Raw genomic sequence first — 17,902 nt, forward strand, 5'->3', positions numbered from 1 at the left:
GCGCCGATGCCGGGCCATCGCGCCGGTGGCGCTGCGTATAATGAGCCATACTCAATCAAGGACACCCCCATGCACGATGCGATGCCCGCGCACCCGGTACTCGGTGTGATCGGCCGTTCCGGTAGCGGCAAGACGACCCTGTTGGAATTTGTGGTGAAGGAAATGGCGGCGCGCGGCTTGCGCGTCAATCTGGTCAAGCATAGCCACCACGACCTGGCGCTGGAACCGCCGCAAAAGGACAGCGCCCGCCTGCGCATGGCGGGCGCGGCGGAAGTGCTGGTGGCGTCGCCATACCGCTTTGCCATCGTGCATGAGTTGCGCGGTGCGCCTGAGCCGAGCCTGGCGCAGCAGCTGGCCCGCATGGGACCGGCAGACCTGACCCTGGTGGAAGGCTTCAAGACGGACCCGATCGCCAAGCTGGAGATATTCCGCCCGGAAGTGGGGCAGGCGCCCCTGTATCCGCATGACCCGCATGTGATCGCCGTGGCGTCGGACAGCCCCGCGCCGGCCGACTTGCGCGCCGGCGTGCAGTGGCTGGACTTGAATGCGCGCGAACTGGTGCTCGCGTGGATATTGCAGCGGCTGCAAAAATAAGGTTCACGATCAGCTAAAGGTTTCCCATCGCTATCCGTTAATACTGGTAGAACCTCATTGGAGAAACGTATGGACGTCGGAAGCATTGCTCAACTGTCAACCACGATGGCGGAGACCGGTACGCGCCAAGCCGTCGGCCTGACTGTCCTGAAAAAAGCCCAGGATATTCAAAGCTCGACCGCGACTGCCTTGCTGCAAGCCTTGCCGCCAGTGCAATCGGCAGCGAACTTGCCAGCGCACCTCGGTAACCGCATCAATACGACGGCCTGAGCGTCGTCCCGGCGCCATCGCGGCGCCCGTCTTGTCCACGCTACCGTTGCCGACGGTGGCGCGTGGGCGTTGTCATGTGTTTTTTTGATGTAAACACCATCCTTCCTTGTTTTTCCTCCCTGCTGGCCTCATCTTGCATTGATAAAATTACCATTGTTCGCCATGGCGCGGCCGATTCAGTAAAATGACGTGCATAGCCTCCGCGTTGCCGATTGCGCAGCCTGGGGCGTGCCCTGACTTTTCGATTACTTTGACCCACGCAAGAGGATTTCCCATGAATACACGTCAAGCCCTCATCGCCGCCGCCCTGGCAGGCATCTGCGCCGGCACCACCGCCAGCGTGGCCGCGCATGATGCGCCCGCCACCAGTGGCGACAAGGAAAAATGCTACGGCGTGGCAAAGGCGGGGCAGAATGACTGCGCCTCTTCCGATGGCGCGCACTCGTGCGCAGGCCAGGCCCCGGCCGATAACCTGCCCACGGAATGGGCGTATGTTGCCAAGGGCACGTGCGAACAGGCGGGCGGCTCGATGAAGCCGATCAAGGCAGTGAAACCGGCCGCGCCAGCCGAGCAGTCATAAGCTTTCCAGGCAGCAGCGCCATGACGCAGCCCGCCCATGCGCTTGCCGGCGTGGGCGTCGGCTTGCGCGCTGCCCACTACCGCGACTTCCTCGAGCGCCGGCCCCGCGTCGGCTGGCTGGAAGTGCATACCGAAAATTATCTGCAGCCGTCGGGTTGGGATAGTCATGTGCTGCATGCCTTGCGCCAGGACTACGCCGTCAGCCTGCATGGCGTGGGCCTGGGCCTCGGTTCGGCGCGCGGCTTTTCTGAAGCGCATCTGCAGCGCGTGCGTGCCGTGGTGGAACGCATCGAGCCGGCCCTCGTGTCGGAACACCTGTGCTGGGGCGCCGTGGCGCAGCAGCAACTCAATGACCTGCTGCCGCTGGCCTTGAGCAAGGCGGCCTTGGACTTGCTGTGCGAGCGGGTAGGGCGCGTGCAGGATGCGCTGAAAAGGCCGATCCTGCTGGAGAATGTCTCCACGTATGTGCGTTTTCGCGACGATGCCATGAGCGAGGCGCAATTCCTGGCCGCACTGGCGCGCCGCACTGGCTGCGGCTTGCTGCTCGATATCAATAACCTGTATGTGAACCAGTGCAACCACGGCGAAGATGCCTTGATGGCCATGCAGGCGATCGCGCCGGGCAGCGTGGGCGAGCTGCATCTGGCCGGCCACCTGGTGACGCCGCAAGCCGTGATCGACCACCATGGCGCGCCCGTTGCCGGGCCGGTCTGGGATCTGTATGCGGCCGCCTTGCAGCGCTTCGGCGCCGTGCCGACCTTGATCGAATGGGACACGGACCTGCCCGCGCTCGATGTCCTGCTGGGCGAGGCGGCCAAGGCCGAAGCCATGCTGGCGCGGCAGCGGCCGCCGGCGCGATGGCAAGGACAGGCGCCGGCGTCACCGCTGGCGCCCGTTTCGCCGGACGCGCTGGCCGGCAGCCAGCAAGCGTTTGCCGCGGCCCTGTTCGATGCGGCGCGCAGCCCGGCCGTATTGCAGCAATGCCAGGGCGAGGCAGCGGCAGGGCGTTTGGCCTTGTACCGTGGCAATCTCACTGCCACCTGGCGCCGCGCTTTGGGTCATGCATATCCCGTCGTGCTGGCGCTGGTGGGCGAGGAGTTCTTTGGCGGCCTGGCGCGTGCATATGGCAGGCAACATCCATCCGACAGTCCCGATCTGCACCAGTTTGGCGCCCGTTTCGCAGACTTCCTTGCCAGCTTCCCCCATGTGGCCCACTTGCCTTACCTGCCGGACATGGCGCGCCTCGAGTGGGCGCTGCACCTGGCCCATTACGCGCCGGACGCGCAGGGTGTGCCGGCACAGGCGCTGGCGGACCTGGGGCCGGAACAGCTGGAGTCGCGCCGTTTTGCCCTGCATCCCGCCTGCACCTTGCTGGCGTCGCGCTGGCAAGTGCCGGCCCTGTGGCAGGCGCATCAGGCAGGAGAGGGGGAAGGTGTGTTCCCGCAGGAAATGCAGATGGCCAGCCATGCGCTCGTCTGCCGTCCACGCTGGAAGGCGCAGGTGCTGGCGCTGGATGGGGCCGCGCATGCGGCCTTGTTGGCATTGCAGCAGGGGCTGACGTTCGGCGCCGCGCTCGACGCCGCCTTCGGGCTGGACGAGGCGTTCGACCTGGGCGCGCAGCTGCGCCTGTGGCTGGCGCATGCGGTGCTGACGGACATGGCGTCCGCTTGACGCTGATTAATCGAAGGCGCGCAGCAGGCGCGCTTCGCCCGTCTGGTCACGGTACAGGGCGTTCGCGGCCAGGGTGGCGTCCATCATGCGCGTCACTTGCTCTTCCTCGAAACGGGCAAGTTCGGCAGTAGCAGCCACGAGAGCCAATTCCAGCTTGGCGCGCGCGTTCTGGTACAGGCTGCTTGTGTATTTGTCTGTATTGCGCAGCAATTCTTCCGCGTTCTCGATGACCTGGCGCAAGTCGCCGATCAGGCGTTCCTGGCTGCGCGTGCCTTGTTCGGGATGGTCCATGGCGCTCCCCTTCCGCAATCGATAAAGATATGGCAATAGCGAAGTTGCAGCTTGACGTAGGCAGCCGGGCAGGCGTAGGCGGGAAGCATGGGGCCGCTCGCGCGCCCCATGCCGGGATCAGGCAGGGCCGACGACCGTGATGCGGATATCGCCCACGCTGACGACCTGGCCGCTGCGGATCTTGGCGGTCTTGCGCAATTCCTTCTTGCCATCGACCTTCACCACGCCGCTATCGACCATGACCTTGCCTGCGCCACCGCTGTCGCACAAGCCGACCAGCTTGAGCAGCTGGTTCAGCTCGACGAACTCGGATGTTAAATCAAAGCTTACTTTTTGCATTGTATCCCTTATTGCAATGATGTGTTTTAAACACTTGATGACAACCTCAACTAATCCATAGTTTACCTGAAGCCGCCAGCAATGCAGGGCTGGGCCTCAGCTTTTGTTGGGGCGCGTCATGGCCAAGGGCACGATCCACTCGCTGAATTGCTCCTCGGTCACGAAACCGAGGGCCAGCGCCGCTTCCTTCAAGGTCGTGCCTTCATGCTGGGCCTGTTTAGCGATTTGCGCCGCCTTGTCGTAGCCGATGTGCGGCGCCAGCGCCGTGACCAGCATCAATGAACGCTCCATCAGCTCGGCGATGCGCTCGCGGTTCGGCGCGATGCCGTGCGCGCAATGCTCATCGAAGCTGCGCATGCCGTCGCCTAGCAGGCGCGCGCTTTGCAGGAAGTTGTGCGCGATCAAGGGCTTGAAGACATTCAGCTCGAAATTGCCCGAGGCGCCGCCCACCGTGATGGCGACGTCATTGCCGAACACCTGGCAGCACAGCATGGTCAGCGCCTCGCACTGGGTCGGGTTGACCTTGCCCGGCATGATGGAGCTGCCCGGCTCGTTTTCGGGTATCGTGATCTCGCCCAGGCCCGAGCGGGGGCCGGAGGCCATCCAGCGCACATCGTTGGCGATCTTCATCAGGGCCGTGGCCAGGGTTTTCAGCGCGCCATGGGCGGCGACCAGGGCATCGTGGGCGGCCAGTGCGGCAAACTTGTTGTCGGCCGTGGCAAACGGCTGGCCCGTCAGGCGCGCCAGTTCCGCGGCGATGCGGCCGGCAAATTCCACGTGGGCATTCAAGCCCGTGCCCACGGCCGTGCCGCCGGCGGCCAGCTGCAGCAGCGGCGGCAGCGAGGCCGTGATGATATGTTCGGCAAAGTCCAGCTGCGCCACATAGCCCGAGAATTCCTGTCCCAGGGTCAACGGCGTCGCATCCTGCAAATGGGTGCGGCCGATCTTGACGATGTCGGCAAATTCCGTCGCCTTGGCGTCCAGCGTGGCGCGCAGCTGGCGCAGCGGCGGCAAGACGGTGTTGGCGACGGCCAGCGCGGCGGCCACATGGATGGCGGTGGGGAAGATGTCGTTCGAGGACTGGCCCAGGTTGACGTCGTCATTCGGGTGCAGCAGGCGCTCGGCGCCGCGCAAGCCGCCGATCAGCTCGGAGCCGCGGTTGGCCAGCACTTCATTCATGTTCATATTGCTTTGCGTGCCAGACCCTGTCTGCCAGACGGCCAGCGGGAACTCGGCGTCATGCTTGCCGGCCAGCACTTCATCGGCCGCCTGCGTGATGGCGACGGCTTTCTTGCCGTCCAATAGCCCCAAGTCCAGGTTGACGTGGGCGGCCGCGCGCTTGACGGTGGCCAGGGCGGCGATCAGTTCGGGCGGCATCTTTTCCGTGGAGATATGGAAGTGTTCGAGCGAGCGCTGCGTTTGCGCTCCCCAAAGCCGGTCGGCGGGTACGTCGATCGGGCCGAAACTGTCGCGTTCGATTCTGCTACTCATGGCATCCCTTTCATCGATGGAGGTGGATCGAGTGTACTCCAGACGCCAAAAAGGCACAGGATGATGCTGTATTGCATCATTTTGCTCGTGCCCGTCTATATTTTTGCGATTTCCTGCCGTTAAAGATGGGCGAGTTCCGTTTATTTATCCTGTTATCAAAGCGATCAGTCCATGCAAAGCAGCATCCTTCCCCGTTGGTCCCTGATCGCATGCGCCGCCGCCAGCCTGGTCTTGCCGCCTGTCATGGCGGCCGAACTGGGCGAGATGGCGGTGCTGTCGCACGTGGGCCAGCCGCTGCTGGCCGAGATCGAACTGACGGCACTGGCGCCCGACGAAGCACAAGGCGTGGCCGTGCGCCTGGCCTCACCCGATGTGTACCGGGGCGGCGGCATCGGCATGGATGCTGCCCTGCAGGGTTTGACCATCAATCCCTTCGAGCGGGGCGGGCGCCGCTATGTGCGCGTCACTACAGCGAAGGCGATCCAGTCCGGCCATCTGCACCTGTATCTGTTGCTGGGCAATGGCGGCGGCGCCATCGTGCGCCTGGCAACGTTGTGGCTGACGCCGTCGCCGCCCGTCGCCAGCGCGCCGGCCAGGGTGGCCGCGCCGCCGGAAGCCATGCCGGCGGCGCCCATGCCGCTGCCGCGTGCCATGCCGGGCACGCCGCCCGATGCCGCCGCGCTGGCGGCGCGCGCGCGTGCCGAGGGCATGCTGCGTCCCGCCACGGTCTTCGTTGCGCCGCCCGCCGCACCGAGGAAAGCGGTGGAGGCGCCGGCCGTGCGCGCCGCCGCTGCCGTGCGGCCGCCGCCCTTGCGCCGTCCTGTCGCGCCCGTGGTCGCCTGCGCGCCGCAGGCCGATGCGGGGCAGGCCGAAGCGTGCGTGGCGCTGGACGAGAAGAATACGGCCCTCAATGCCAGGCTGGGCGAGCTCGAGGGCAAGATCGGCGCGCTGCAGCAGGCGTTGGCCCAGCCTGGCGCCGCCGTAGCGGCCGCCGCTCCCGCCGCGCCTGTTGTTGCGCACGCCAAGCCCAAACCGCTGGCGGCGCCCGTGGCCGAGAAGCAGGCTGGCGGCCATGGCTTGCTGTGGCTGGGCCTGGGGACGCTGGCATTCCTGCTGCTGACGGCCGTCATCGTGTATGTCGTGCGCAGGCGCAAGCAAGCGGCGGGGCCAGGGACGCCTTCGAAGTACTGGGTCTTGCTGCGCAAGCCATTCGGCCGCAAGAAGGCGGTGCCCGTCCTGACGGAGGCCGCGGATGAGGCGCAGGCGGCCGAGCCGGAGCCGGAACCATTTTCCCGCTAGGCGCCACGCCGGATTGCCCCGAATTGCGCGCTCAGACTTGATATAAAAAAAGATATTTAAAAAAGACATGCAAACGCATGCCAATCGCGTTGCTTATTTTTCAAAGATGGCGATATAATTAATTCAGTGGACTTGCTCTACGACAAAACAGTCCCAGCCTGGCGCAGCCACCAACGATAGTGTGGCGCGACAAACAGGTGTAGCGTTGCATAAACGCCTGGGCCTGGAAGCGGTCTGCGATGCCAACGATGTGCTCGCGGACGCCGGATGCAACCGGCAGCGAGGCGACGCCAGGAGATACCTGGGGTTCGCCTTCCATATTCCCCTCCCCTGTATTTCCCCCGCCTTGGCGCGGCCGCGACAGTAGCGCGGCGCGCCAGTGATCATGCCACCCATGCGTATGGACGTAAAAAAAGCACCCGCAGGTGCTTTTTCGATATCGGGATGTCGCTCCTGCCTTACATGTGCGCGCGCGATGCCGGCATCACGCTGGCCAGCTGCGTCATCCATGGTTCCGTGATGGTGCGGATTTCGCGGTCGTTGGCCAGGATTTGCTTCAGCAAGTCGATCTTGCGCATGCGCGAAGTGCCGGCGAGGGCAGGCACGCTGCCCGTCATGGCCGTGCTGGCTGCGCTGGCGCACTGGTTTTCCAGGGTATTCAAGCCATCCCAGTCGCTCGAACGTGCGGCCACGACCATTTGATTGGTCAGTCCTGCAATATTTTCATACATCGAGAGAATGTCGTTGGAGGTCATGAGCACACCCGTAACTAGTGAATGGATTACCGCTTGCCTAGATTAACGGCGGCCTGAACGGGAACTTGAGGGTTTTTTTGAAAAAAAGTGAAAATAATTTCCAAAGAGGGCAGGGGGAGGCCGCCATCGCCCGCCAGGCCGCATGCCTGCTGGCGTCGCGGTGACAGGGCAGGGTGTTCTGGCGCGTCGAAACGCGTTATGATTTTGCACACTACTGTCGTCACTTTGCCTGAAAGGATCACCATGCGCGTTGTCACTGCTGCCGTTCCCTCTTTTCCCGGTTCCTGGCGCAAGCGCGCCATGGCGCTGGCCCTGTCCGGCATCGCCCTGGCTGGCGGCGCCGTCCACGCGCATGGACAGGAGGCGGCCGCCAGTCCCGCCGCCGCGAAGGCGGCGCCCACGGCCGTCTTGCCCGGCGACGATTTTTATGACTACGTCAATGGCGACTGGATGCGCGCCACGGCCATTCCGGACGACCGCGCCAGCTGGGGCTCGTTCGCCATCCTCGCCGATGAAACCAACCAGCGCATCATCGCCCTCGTCGAAGGCTTGCAGGCACGCCAGGGCGGCAGCGCGGAAGCGCGCCAGGTCAGCGATTTCTACCGCTCCTATATGGACGAGGCCGCCATCGAGGCGAAAGGCTGGGCGCCGCTCAAGCCGCTGCTGAAAAAGATCGACGCCGTGCGCGACCAGGCGGGCCTGGCGCGGGCGCTGGGCGAGAGCTTGCGCGCCGATGTCGACCCGCTCAATTCCACCAATTTTTATACGGAAAACCTGTTCGGCCTGTGGGTGGCGCAAGACTTGAACGACCCGACGCGCAACGTGGCTTACCTGCTGCAAGGGGGCCTGGGCATGCCCGACCGCGCCTATTATGCGACCGACAGCGCGCGCATGCAGGGCTTGCGCGGCAGCTACCAGGCGCATATCGCCGCCATGCTGCAACTGGCAGGCTACGGCGATGCGCAGGGTCGCGCGGCGCGCGTGTTTGCGCTGGAACAACAAATTGCCGCGAGTCACGCCAGCCGCGAAGAGTCGGCCGACGTTGCCAAGGGCAACAATGCCTGGCGCGCCGGGGATTTCGCCAGCAAGGCGCCGGGACTGGACTGGAAAGCCTTCTTCCAGGCGGCCGGCCTGGGGGCGCAGAAGGACTTCATCGTCTGGCATCCGTCGGCCATGACGGGCAGCGCCGCGCTGGTGGCGAGCGTGCCGCTGGCCACCTGGAAGGATTTCCTTGCCTTTCACGCGATCAACCACTTTGGCGCGACCTTGCCCAAGGCCGCCGCCGACCAGCGTTTCGCCTTTTATGGCAGCGCGCTGAGCGGCACGCCGCAGCAGTCGCCGCGCAGCAAGCGCGCGCTGGCCGCGACGAACGGCGCCCTCAGCGACGCCGTCGGCAAGCTGTACGTGGAGCGCTATTTCCCGCCCGAATCGAAGGCGCGCGTGCAGGACATGGTGGCCAATATCGTCGCCGCCTTCTCGCGCCGCATCGACAAGCTGGACTGGATGGCGCCGGAAACCAGGGTGCAGGCGCAGGAAAAGCTCAAGACCCTGTATGTGGGCGTTGGCTACCCGGAGCGCTGGGCCAGCTATGCGGGCTTGCGCGTCGTGCGCGGCGATGCGCTGGGCAATGCGCAGCGCGCGGAACAGTTCCATTACCAGCAGCAATTGGCCAAGCTGGGCCAGCCCGTCGACCGCAAGGCCTGGGCCATGCCGGCGCAGCTGGTCAACGCCGTCAACCTGCCGCTGCAAAATGCGCTGAACTTCCCGGCCGCCATCCTGCAGCCGCCGTTCTTCGATCCGCAAGCATCCGATGCGGCCAACTACGGCGGCATCGGCGCCACCATCGGCCACGAGATCAGCCACAGCTTCGACGACCAGGGCGCGCAGTTCGATGCCCAGGGCAAGTTGCGCGACTGGTGGACGCCGGCCGACCTCGCGCATTTCAAGACGGCTGCCGGACAGCTGGCGGCGCAGTTCTCGGCTTACCGGCCATTTCCCGACCTGGCCGTGAATGGCCAGCTGACCCTCAGCGAAAACCTGGCCGACCTGGCCGGCGTGGCGGCCGCCTATGACGCGTTCACCCTGTCGCAGCAGGGCAAGGCGGCGCAGCCGGGAGCGGAACGGGCGTTCTTCACGGGCTATGGCGTCAGCTGGCGCAGCAAGGCGCGCGAGGCGGCGGCGCGCCAGCAAATCCTCACCGATGGCCACGCGCCGGCGCAATACCGCGCTGCCACCGTGCGCAACCTCGACGCCTGGTATCCGGTCTTCGACGTGCAGCCGGGGCAGCAGCTGTACCTGGCGCCCGAGCAGCGCGTGCGCGTCTGGTAAGTGGGCTGGTGCTGCCGGCCGGCGAAGCGGCCGGCAGCGTAAAATGCGCCCATCGATGACAGGAGCGCCATGAAGCCGACCCCGCAAGAGCAGCAAGACCCTATCCACGCCATCACCGGCCGTACCCTGGCCCATTACGATGCCAGCGCCGAGCAGTTTTTCGAAGGCACGCGCGACCACGACGTCAGCCAGAACATCCATGCGCTGCTGGACGCCATCGGCCAGCCCGCGCCCCTGGCGATTCTCGACCTCGGCTGCGGCCCTGGCCGCGACCTGAAGGCGTTCACGGCCCTGGGTCACCATGCCACGGGCGTCGATGGCTGCCCCCGCTTCGTCGAGATGGCGCGCGCCTACAGCGGCTGCACCGTGTGGCAGCAGGATTTCGTCGACCTCGACCTGCCGGCCGCGCACTTCGACGGCGTGTTCGCCAATGCCGTGCTGTTCCACGTGCCCAGCGCCGCCTTGCTTGGCGTGCTGCGCGCCCTGCACGCGTGCCTGAAACCGGGGGGCGTGCTGTTCAGCTCAAATCCGCGCGGGCAAAACCAGGAAGGCTGGAACGGCGCCCGCTATGGCAGCTACCATGACGAAGAGGCGTGGGCAGCGTATGTGCAGGCGGCCGGTTTCAGCCTGGTCGAGCAGTACTACCGTCCACCGGGCTTGCCGCGCGCGCAGCAGCCGTGGCTGGCCACCGTGTGGCGCAAAGCGGGCTGATTTCGCTCAATTGACTGATTTTGGGCATGTGTTAGGAACCGTACATAGTTTTTGCAACCTCGAGGGTAGTATGGACACATCGACACGCAGCAAGCAGCGCAAGCCGCTTCCAGCAGCGTGTGAGCCGCAGTACCGGCGCCTCGGGCGCCGGACCACAGAGGTACCAACTACAGTGAGGATCCATCATGAACAAAGATCAAGTCGAAGGTAAACTGAAGGAAGTCGGCGGTAAAATCCAGGAAGCCGCTGGCAAGGTCGTCGGCAGCGAAGAACAGCAAGCCAAGGGTCTGGCAAACCAGGTCGAAGGCAAAGTGCAGAAGAAGGTGGGCGATGTGAAAGAGGCGGTGGAAACCGTCACGCGCAAGCCATAACTTTTGCTCCGGCATAAAAAAACCGCCGCCTGTCGCGAGACAGGCGGCGGTTTTTATTTGCTGCGGCTGAAAGCTATTGCGCCGGATTGGCCAGGTTTTGCTTGAAGAAGGTTTCGATCTTCTTGTACACGTGGCGCTGGCCGGCGCGCGACGAGATGCCGTGCTTGGCGCCCGGATACGTCATCAGGTCGAACTGCACGCCGCGGTTCACCAGCGCGTCGATCAGGCGCGTGCTGTTCGAGAACAGCACATTGTCGTCGGCCATGCCGTGCACCAGCAGCAGCGGCGACTTCAGGCCATCGAGGTGGGCAAACACGGTGCTCTTCTTGTAGCCATCCACGTTTTCCTTCGGCATGCCGAGGAATTGTTCCGTGTAGTGGGTGTCATACAGGGCCCAGTCGGTGACGGGCGCCACCGAGACGCCCATGGCGATCTTGTCGGAGGCGGCCGACAGCAGGCGCAGGGTCATGAAACCGCCATAGCTCCAGCCGAACACGCCGATGCGTTTCGGGTCGACGAAGCTTTGCTTGCCCAGCCAGTCGATGCCCACCAGCTGGTCCGCCACTTCCGCTTCGCCCAGGTTGTGATAAATGGCGTCCGTGAACGCGCGTTCGCGGCGCGACGAGCCGCGGTTATCGAGACGGAAGACGACAAAGCCCTGCTGCGCCATGTACTGGTCGAAGTTGTTGCCCCAGCGGCGCGCCACGTGCTGCGAGTGCGGGCCGCCATACGTCGACAGGAAGACCGGGTAGCGTTTCGTGGCGTCGAAGTTCGATGGCTTGAGCAGCGAGTAGTACAGGGTCTGGCCATCGTTGGCTTTCAGGGTGCCGTATTCGGTCGGCAGGTGGTCGGCCTTGTATTTCGCGTACGGGTGGCTGGCGTTGAGCGCGTTTTCTTCCAGCCAGCCCACCATGGCGCCGTCCGGGCGGCGGATGCTCACCTGCGGCGGCGTGGCCGGGTCGGAATAGGTGTCGACGAAGACTTCGCCATTGTGCGAGAACTTCGTGTCGTGCCAGCCGTCCGCTTTCGTCACGCGCTGCGGCTTGTCGGCCGTGCTGCCGTCCAGGGCCAGCGCGTAGGTCTGCTTGTCGATCACCGCGTCGCGGTTCGACGACACATAGACTTTGCCGGTTTTTTCATTCACGGCCAGCACGCTGTCGATGCCCCATTCGCCCGAGGTCACCGGGTGCAGCAGCTTGCCGCCCATGTCGTACAGGTACAGGTGATTGCGGCCCGTGCGCTCGGACGACCACAGGAATTTGCCGTTGTCCAGGAAGTGCAGGTCGTCATGGATGCTGACCCAGGTCTTCGCCGTTTCCGTCAGCAGCGTGCGCTGCGCCAGGGTGGCCGCGTCGACGGCGACCAGGTCCAGCGTCTTCTGGTCGCGCGACTGGCGCTGGTACACGAGCGACTTGCTGTCCGCGCTCCAGTCGGCGCGCACCAGGTAGATGTCCGGGTTCGTGCCCAGATTCACCTGGCGCTGCACGCCCGTTTCCGGCGAGACGATCAGCAGCTGCACCAGCACGTTCGGGTCGCCGGCGGCAGGGTAGCGCTGCTCCACGACGTCGGTGCGGTCGGCGAAGATTTCGAAGCGGCGCACCACGGGCACGGGCGCTTCGTCATAGCGTTTGTAGGCGATGGCGGAATCGTCGGGGGCCCAGTAGTAGCCGGTGCGCTGGCCCATTTCTTCCTGCGCCACGAATTCGGCTTCGCCATTGCGGATCGTGCCCTTGCCGTCGGTCGTCAGCTGGCGTTCCTTGCCGGACTTCAGGTCGATGACATAGATGTTCTGGTCGCGCACGAACGACACATAGCGGCCTTTCGGCGAGATTTTCGGGTCGAGCACATTGCCCTTGGCGACCAGGCGCGCCTTCTCGGGATGGGCCGCGTCGACCAGGTACAGATTGCCTGCCAGCGGCACCAGCAGCTGCTTGCCATCGGGCGACCAGCTGTAGCTGAGAATGCCGTTCAGGCTGGCCGTGCGCTCGCGCTCTCGGCGCGCCTGCTCTTCGGGCGAGATGGTTTCATTCGGCACCAGCGCCTTGGAATCGACCAGGCGGTGCGTGCTCTTGTCTTTCAGCTTGAATTCCCACAGGTCGAGCTGGAACTGGTTGTCTGCGCGGCCGCGCAGGAACGTGACGCGTTCACCGTCGGGCGAGACCTTCAGGTTGCGCACGCCGGGGCCGGCCAGCGCCGGGTCGGCGTGGATGCGTTCCAGGGTCAGCTTGTCTGCCGATGCGGGAACGCTGGCCATCGCGGCCAGAAAACAAAGAATAAAACGCATGGATGTCTCGGTAGTTGGAGGAATGAATGGCACTGCATGCAAACAGGCGAGCGTGAGCGTTGCCTAAGCGTAAGACGATACCAGAGCGTGCCTGTTTATGCGATAGCACTGGCCACGGAATATGGGCGTGCTGGCCGTATTTCCTTCGTTGGAAATATCCGATAGCCGCCCATTCGATGGCGCTTTGCCTGGTTCAGGCCAATATCGACCCTGCGACCACGGTCAGGCAGGCGCCGCCTATCCACGCCTGGCCATCGCGGAAACGGACGGACACGCGGCCGTCGCGTTGCAGGCAGGTACCCTGGCGCACGGTGTAGTCGGCGCCTGCCAGCAGCTGCGCGATGCAGGCGTTGGCGCTGCCCGTGACGGGGTCTTCCACCAGCGCGCCGTGTTCGCTGAGCAGCGCGCGCACTTCGTAATCGGCCGCTCCGCCCGCGTCGTGCGGGCCGTACAGCGCCAGGCCGTCGGCCCGGGAGGCGGCCAGCAATGCTGTCAGTGCCGTGATGTCGGCGCGTACGGCCAGGCAGGCGGCGGCGCTGGCCAGCGGCACGCACAGCCAGCGGATGCCCATCTCGGCGACGCAGCCGGAAGGGGCCGGGGCGCCGTCCAGCGCCGCCTGCAGCAGCGGCAGCAGCGTGGGGTCGAGCGCGCGCATGGCGCATGGCGGTGCCTGGAACGCCAGCACGCCGCCGGCGCCGCGCTCCACCTGCACCAGGCCGACGCCGCATTCCTGCACGATGCGCGCGCCCTTGGGCTGCAGGCCCGCATCGAGCAGGGCGTGCGCCGTGCCCAGGGTCGGATGGCCGGCGAACGGGAACTCCGTCTCGGGCGAAAAGATCCGCACGCGGTAATCGGCGGCGGGATCGCGCGGCGCCAGCACGAAGGTGGTTTCCGACAGGCCCGTCCAGCGCGCGATGGCCTGCATCTGCGCGTCGTCCAGGCCATTTGCGTCGAGCACCACCGCCAGCGGATTGCCCATGAACGGCACGCTGCTGAAGACATCGACTTGCCTGAAGGGGCGTTGTTGCGGCATGGCGGCTTCCTCGTCGGGGTGTCAGGCCTCGCGCAGGCGCTGCAGCGACAGGCGGTTCAGATACCAGGTCAGCAGCACGGCGGCCACCGTCAGGCCCGTGACGAGGCCGATCCAGAAGCCGGCGGCGGCCATCGGCTCGGCCGGCGACCAGATGAAGCCGGCCGGCGCCAGTCCCAGCACGTAGCCGATCGGCAGCGAGAAGCCCCAGAAGGCCAGCAGCTGGATCAGCATCGGCTGGCGCGTCACCTTGTAGCCGCGGATCGCGCACGAGGTGGCCACCTGCGTGGCGTCGGACAGCTGGAACAGGGCGGCGAACAGCAGCAGCTGCGCGCACAGCGCCTGCACCTGCGGGTCGGACGTGTAGGCTTGCGCGATCTGGTGGCGGAAGACGGTGATGACCGATGCCGAAACGATGGCCGCCGTCAGCGACATGGCCACGCCCACCCACGAAATGAAGCGGGCCTTGCGCAGATTGGCTTCGCCCACGGCGTGGCCCACGCGCGTCACCAGCGCGATGCCGAAGGTGAGCGGCACCATGAAGACGACGGACGAGAAATTGAGGGCGATCTGGTGCGCCGACACCTGGATCACGCCGAAGCGCGCCACCAGCAGGCTGATGACGCCAAACGCGCTCACCTCGGCAAAGTAGGTCACGCCGATGGGCAGGCCCAGGCGCAGCATGGGACCGATCGACGACAGCTGCGGCCATTCCCAGTGCGTGAACGGATACGTGGCACGGTAGGCGGGCGCGATCTTGATCCAGGCCAGCATGGCCAGCAGCATCATCCACACGCAGCATGTGGTGGCCACGGCGCAGCCGACGCCGCCCATCTTCGGCATGCCCCAGTGGCCGTAGATCAGCAGGTAGTTGACGAGGATGTTCAGCCCCAGCGCGGCCAGCGCGATGACCATCACGGGCTTGGTCTGGTTGATGCTGGTGCTGTAGCCGTACAGCGCGCGGTAGGCGGCGAACGGTGGCAGCGCGCAGCTGATGATGTGCACGAACAGCTTGGCCTTGGCCGCCACGGCCGGTTCCAGCATCAGGTGGTCGAACACCGGCGCCGCCATGTTCGTCAGCAAACAGGCCACCAGGCCGACGAGCAGCGCCTTCCACAGCGACTGGCGCACGATGTGCGGCACCCTGTCGTGGCGCGCGGCGCCGATTTCATGCGCCACCAGCGTATTGATCGCCATCATGATGCCGCTCACCGTCACCAGCACGATGGACCAGATGGCCGCGCCCAGCGAGACGGCGGCCAGCTCCTCGGGATTCGTGTGGCCCGTCATGGCGACGTCGGCCGCGCCCATGCCGACGGTGGCCAGCTGGCCGATCAGGATGGGCCAGGCCAGCTTCCACAGCGACGAGACTTCGGTACGGACGGCGGGCAGGGTGAACGAGGTAGTGTGGGGCATGGGGACGCGAGCTTGACTAAACACAAGATTCTACTGAAGTTCGCCGCGCTTGTCCTTTTGCCACGCGGCCGGCGGGGAAGGGCGCGCCGCGCGGTAATCATTTGTTACAGCTAAGACGGCCAGTCGCGGCTAGACTGCGTGCTCTATTTGGCAAGATGACCAAATAGTCAAACCGCATCACCCTGACTATGGAGCATGACCATGTTGAAGAACACCCTGAGGTGCGCCCTGCTGCTGGGCGCCGCCATGACGGCAGAATTCGCCGGCGCCGCCGAACTGACCCTGTATTCGCGCGACGACTTCCACGGCCGCTCGCAGACCGTGCGCGACGCCGTCGCCGACCTGGAAGACGTCCGTTTCAACGATACGACGCAAAGCATCCGCGTGCGCTCGGGCCGCTGGGAAGCGTGCGAGGAAGCCGATTTCCGCGGCGCGTGCTTCCTGCTCGAGGCGGGCGAGTATCCGTCGCTCGATGGTCGCGCCAACAAGATCACGTCGCTGCGCGAAGTGCGCGGCGGCTGGGATGGCCATCCGGGGCGCGACCGGGATCGTGACTGGGATCGGGACCGCCGCTGGGAACGCGACCGGGAGCGCGAGCACGGCCATCTGCCGGGGCGGGCCCTGGGCGGCGAACTGACCTTCTATACGCGCGACGATTTCGCCGGCCGCAGCCTGACCGTGCGCAATGGCTCGGCCGACTTGCGCGAGCGCGATTTCAACGACACCGTGCAAAGCGTGCGCGTGCGCTCGGGCTATTGGGAAGTGTGCGAGGACGCCGGTTTCCGTGGCCGCTGCCGCACGCTCGCGCCCGGCGAATACGCGAGCCTGGAGCGCCTGAGCAACCGCATTTCCTCGGTGCGCGAAGTGCGCTGAATCACGTCCCGGTAACGGAAATGCGCAATAACCGGCCCTGCGGAGGCCGGTTATTGCTTTTGGTAACAAATTATTGTGCTTTTCGCATACTTTGTTACACCGTTTTTTCTGTGGGTGGCTACACTGACATCAGTTGTCATGCAGATCATCCACCTTTCGCCGCCGGAGACCGCTCCATGCATCGTCCGTTCGCCTTTGCCCCGCTGTGTGCCAGTTCGGTGTTTGTCCACCTCGTGGCGCAGGCCGGCGAAATCAGCCTGTACACCGACGATAATTTCAAGGGGCGGGTGGTGGTCTTGCGCGACACGACAGATGACCTGTGGCGCGTCAGTTTCAATGACGCCGTTTCGAGCATCAAGGTCGACTCGGATAGCTGGGAAGTGTGCACGGATTCGCAGTTCTACGGCACTTGCGAGCGCATGGGGGCAGGCAGGTATGAAGTGTTGAACGCGGCGCTCGACAAGCGCATTTCCTCGCTGCGTCGGCCGTACTGAGTTTTTCGCGCGGCCTGGCACTTGTTACAATGGCATCCTGGCGCAATGGCCAGGTGTATCATCAATAAAGAATGAAGAATGGAGTGAATCATGAAGGGCCCTTTCAAACACGCGCTGGCAAGCGCCGCGACCTTGCTGCTCTCCCTGGGGGCGCATGCCGCCGCCCATGCGGGTGAAATCACTCTGTTCGAGGACGATAATTTCCGTGGCCGCTCCGTGACCCTGCGCGAAACGTCGGACAATCTGACACCCCAGGGTTTCAATGACAAGGCGTCGAGCATCATGGTACGTTCAGGTACCTGGGAAGTGTGCACGGACTCCGGATTTCGCGGCAATTGCCGTACCTTGGGGCCAGGCGAATACCGCTCGTTACCGGGCATGAACGACGCCATCACCTCGGTGCGCGAAACGGTGCGCGGCAATGACTACAATCCGGGGCGCCCGGGACGCGATCCCGACCGTGGCAATGGCGGACATGGCGGCTATGGCCGCGGTTCGACCCTGGAACTGTATTCGGGCGCGGGCCAGAATGGCGGCTCGGCGCGCCTGAACCGCGACACCGACGATTTCGTCGACATCGGCTTCAATGACCGCACCAGTAGCATCGTCATCTACAACGGCTACTGGCAGTTGTGCAGCGATTCGAACTACAACGGCACCTGCCGCGTGTTCGGCCCTGGCCGCCACGACGACCTGGGACGCGGGCTCGATGGAAGAGTGTCGTCGGCACGCATGGTCGACGAGCGCGAAGCGCGCCGCCAGCAGCAGTACGAGAATCCGTACCAGCGGCCGCGCTACGAGCAGCCATATTCGCAGTATCCGCAGCAGCAGTACCCGCAGCGCGGCGCCATCCTGCTGTTCCCTGATGCGGGCATGCGCGGCGAGCCGCTGGCGCTGGACCGCAGCGCGGAAGACCTGGTGCGCTACAACTTCAACGACCGCGCCGGTTCCATCGTCGTCAACGACGGCCAGTGGGAAGTGTGCAGCGACGCCAACTTCCGCGGCCGCTGCGAAGTCATCGGGCCGGGCGAGTATGGCGGGCTCAATGCGCTGGACAACAAGATATCGTCGCTGCGCCGCGTGCGTTAGGCGCGATTGCGCGGCGT

General features: G+C 65.0%; 18 protein-coding genes. 11 read left to right on the forward strand and 7 right to left on the reverse strand.

Annotated features, from left to right (window positions below):
- Window positions 1-69: 69 nt before the first annotated feature.
- The 4 genes from mobB (at window position 70) to bufB (ending at window position 3,114) form a co-directional block, all read left to right on the forward strand.
- Entirely contained in the window at window positions 70-594 is a 525-nt protein-coding gene (gene mobB, locus AC1RDJ_RS12115; protein WP_071324967.1) for a molybdopterin-guanine dinucleotide biosynthesis protein B, read from the forward strand.
- 69 nt (window positions 595-663) lie between these two features.
- Window positions 664-864 carry a YjfB family protein gene (locus tag AC1RDJ_RS12120; protein ID WP_071324966.1) on the forward strand — a complete coding sequence of 67 codons (201 nt, stop codon included), beginning with the start codon at window positions 664-666 and terminating at the stop codon, window positions 862-864.
- A gap of 274 nt (window positions 865-1,138) precedes the next feature.
- Window positions 1,139-1,444, forward strand: a complete 306-nt coding sequence (locus AC1RDJ_RS12125; RefSeq protein ID WP_071324965.1) for a BufA1 family periplasmic bufferin-type metallophore — start codon at window positions 1,139-1,141, stop codon at window positions 1,442-1,444.
- Window positions 1,445-1,464: 20 nt separating this feature from the next.
- The gene (gene bufB, locus AC1RDJ_RS12130) at window positions 1,465-3,114 is read left to right on the forward strand and encodes an MNIO family bufferin maturase (protein WP_493027561.1); all 1,650 of its coding nucleotides are present in this window, start codon (window positions 1,465-1,467) and stop codon (window positions 3,112-3,114) included.
- A 6-nt stretch (window positions 3,115-3,120) separates the two neighbouring features.
- Here bufB and AC1RDJ_RS12135 read toward each other — a convergent pair whose 3' ends face one another.
- The 3 genes from AC1RDJ_RS12135 to fumC all read right to left on the reverse strand — a co-directional run bounded on the left by AC1RDJ_RS12135 (window position 3,121) and on the right by fumC (window position 5,235).
- Window positions 3,121-3,405, reverse strand: coding sequence for a hypothetical protein (locus tag AC1RDJ_RS12135; protein WP_071324963.1), 285 nt, complete (start codon window positions 3,403-3,405; stop codon window positions 3,121-3,123).
- Window positions 3,406-3,522: 117 nt separating this feature from the next.
- Window positions 3,523-3,744: an RNA-binding S4 domain-containing protein gene (locus AC1RDJ_RS12140; RefSeq protein ID WP_071324962.1), complete on the reverse strand. Its 222-nt coding sequence runs from the start codon at window positions 3,742-3,744 to the stop codon at window positions 3,523-3,525.
- Between the two features lie 96 nt (window positions 3,745-3,840).
- On the reverse strand, window positions 3,841-5,235 hold the full coding sequence (gene fumC, locus AC1RDJ_RS12145; protein ID WP_493027562.1) for a class II fumarate hydratase: 1,395 nt from the start codon (window positions 5,233-5,235) through the stop codon (window positions 3,841-3,843).
- Window positions 5,236-5,406: 171 nt separating this feature from the next.
- On the opposite strand from fumC, the gene AC1RDJ_RS12150 reads away from it, so the two are divergent.
- On the forward strand, window positions 5,407-6,534 hold the full coding sequence (locus tag AC1RDJ_RS12150; protein WP_493027563.1) for a type IV pilus assembly protein FimV: 1,128 nt from the start codon (window positions 5,407-5,409) through the stop codon (window positions 6,532-6,534).
- 458 nt (window positions 6,535-6,992) lie between these two features.
- Here AC1RDJ_RS12150 and AC1RDJ_RS12155 read toward each other — a convergent pair whose 3' ends face one another.
- A complete protein-coding gene (locus AC1RDJ_RS12155) occupies window positions 6,993-7,289 on the reverse strand; it encodes a flagellar protein FliT (RefSeq protein WP_493027564.1) in 297 nt (98 codons plus the stop codon).
- Between the two features lie 243 nt (window positions 7,290-7,532).
- Between AC1RDJ_RS12155 and AC1RDJ_RS12160 the strand changes: the two genes are divergently transcribed.
- From AC1RDJ_RS12160 to AC1RDJ_RS12170, 3 genes are all read left to right on the forward strand, one after another.
- Window positions 7,533-9,617: a M13 family metallopeptidase gene (locus AC1RDJ_RS12160; RefSeq protein ID WP_493027565.1), complete on the forward strand. Its 2,085-nt coding sequence runs from the start codon at window positions 7,533-7,535 to the stop codon at window positions 9,615-9,617.
- A 69-nt stretch (window positions 9,618-9,686) separates the two neighbouring features.
- On the forward strand, window positions 9,687-10,328 hold the full coding sequence (locus AC1RDJ_RS12165; protein ID WP_493027566.1) for a class I SAM-dependent methyltransferase: 642 nt from the start codon (window positions 9,687-9,689) through the stop codon (window positions 10,326-10,328).
- A 185-nt stretch (window positions 10,329-10,513) separates the two neighbouring features.
- A complete protein-coding gene (locus tag AC1RDJ_RS12170; RefSeq protein ID WP_071324957.1) occupies window positions 10,514-10,699 on the forward strand; it encodes a CsbD family protein in 186 nt (61 codons plus the stop codon).
- Between the two features lie 73 nt (window positions 10,700-10,772).
- Here the strand turns inward: AC1RDJ_RS12170 and AC1RDJ_RS12175 are convergent, their stop codons facing one another.
- The 3 genes from AC1RDJ_RS12175 to AC1RDJ_RS12185 form a co-directional block, all read right to left on the reverse strand.
- Complete coding sequence (locus AC1RDJ_RS12175) at window positions 10,773-12,983, reverse strand: S9 family peptidase (RefSeq protein WP_493027567.1); 2,211 nt, start codon at window positions 12,981-12,983, stop codon at window positions 10,773-10,775.
- A 193-nt stretch (window positions 12,984-13,176) separates the two neighbouring features.
- Entirely contained in the window at window positions 13,177-14,016 is an 840-nt protein-coding gene (locus tag AC1RDJ_RS12180) for a PhzF family phenazine biosynthesis protein (RefSeq protein ID WP_289888503.1), read from the reverse strand.
- A gap of 21 nt (window positions 14,017-14,037) precedes the next feature.
- A complete protein-coding gene (locus AC1RDJ_RS12185; protein WP_493027568.1) occupies window positions 14,038-15,429 on the reverse strand; it encodes an MATE family efflux transporter in 1,392 nt (463 codons plus the stop codon).
- A 201-nt stretch (window positions 15,430-15,630) separates the two neighbouring features.
- Between AC1RDJ_RS12185 and AC1RDJ_RS12190 the strand changes: the two genes are divergently transcribed.
- From AC1RDJ_RS12190 to AC1RDJ_RS12200, 3 genes are all read left to right on the forward strand, one after another.
- Window positions 15,631-16,302, forward strand: a complete 672-nt coding sequence (locus AC1RDJ_RS12190) for a beta/gamma-crystallin (RefSeq protein ID WP_493027569.1) — start codon at window positions 15,631-15,633, stop codon at window positions 16,300-16,302.
- A gap of 176 nt (window positions 16,303-16,478) precedes the next feature.
- Complete coding sequence (locus tag AC1RDJ_RS12195) at window positions 16,479-16,796, forward strand: beta/gamma crystallin-related protein (protein ID WP_493027570.1); 318 nt, start codon at window positions 16,479-16,481, stop codon at window positions 16,794-16,796.
- A gap of 90 nt (window positions 16,797-16,886) precedes the next feature.
- Window positions 16,887-17,885, forward strand: a complete 999-nt coding sequence (locus tag AC1RDJ_RS12200) for a beta/gamma crystallin family protein (RefSeq protein WP_493027571.1) — start codon at window positions 16,887-16,889, stop codon at window positions 17,883-17,885.
- Window positions 17,886-17,902 lie beyond the last annotated feature (17 nt).

The organism is Janthinobacterium sp. GW822-FHT07H10 (genome assembly GCF_058798675.1).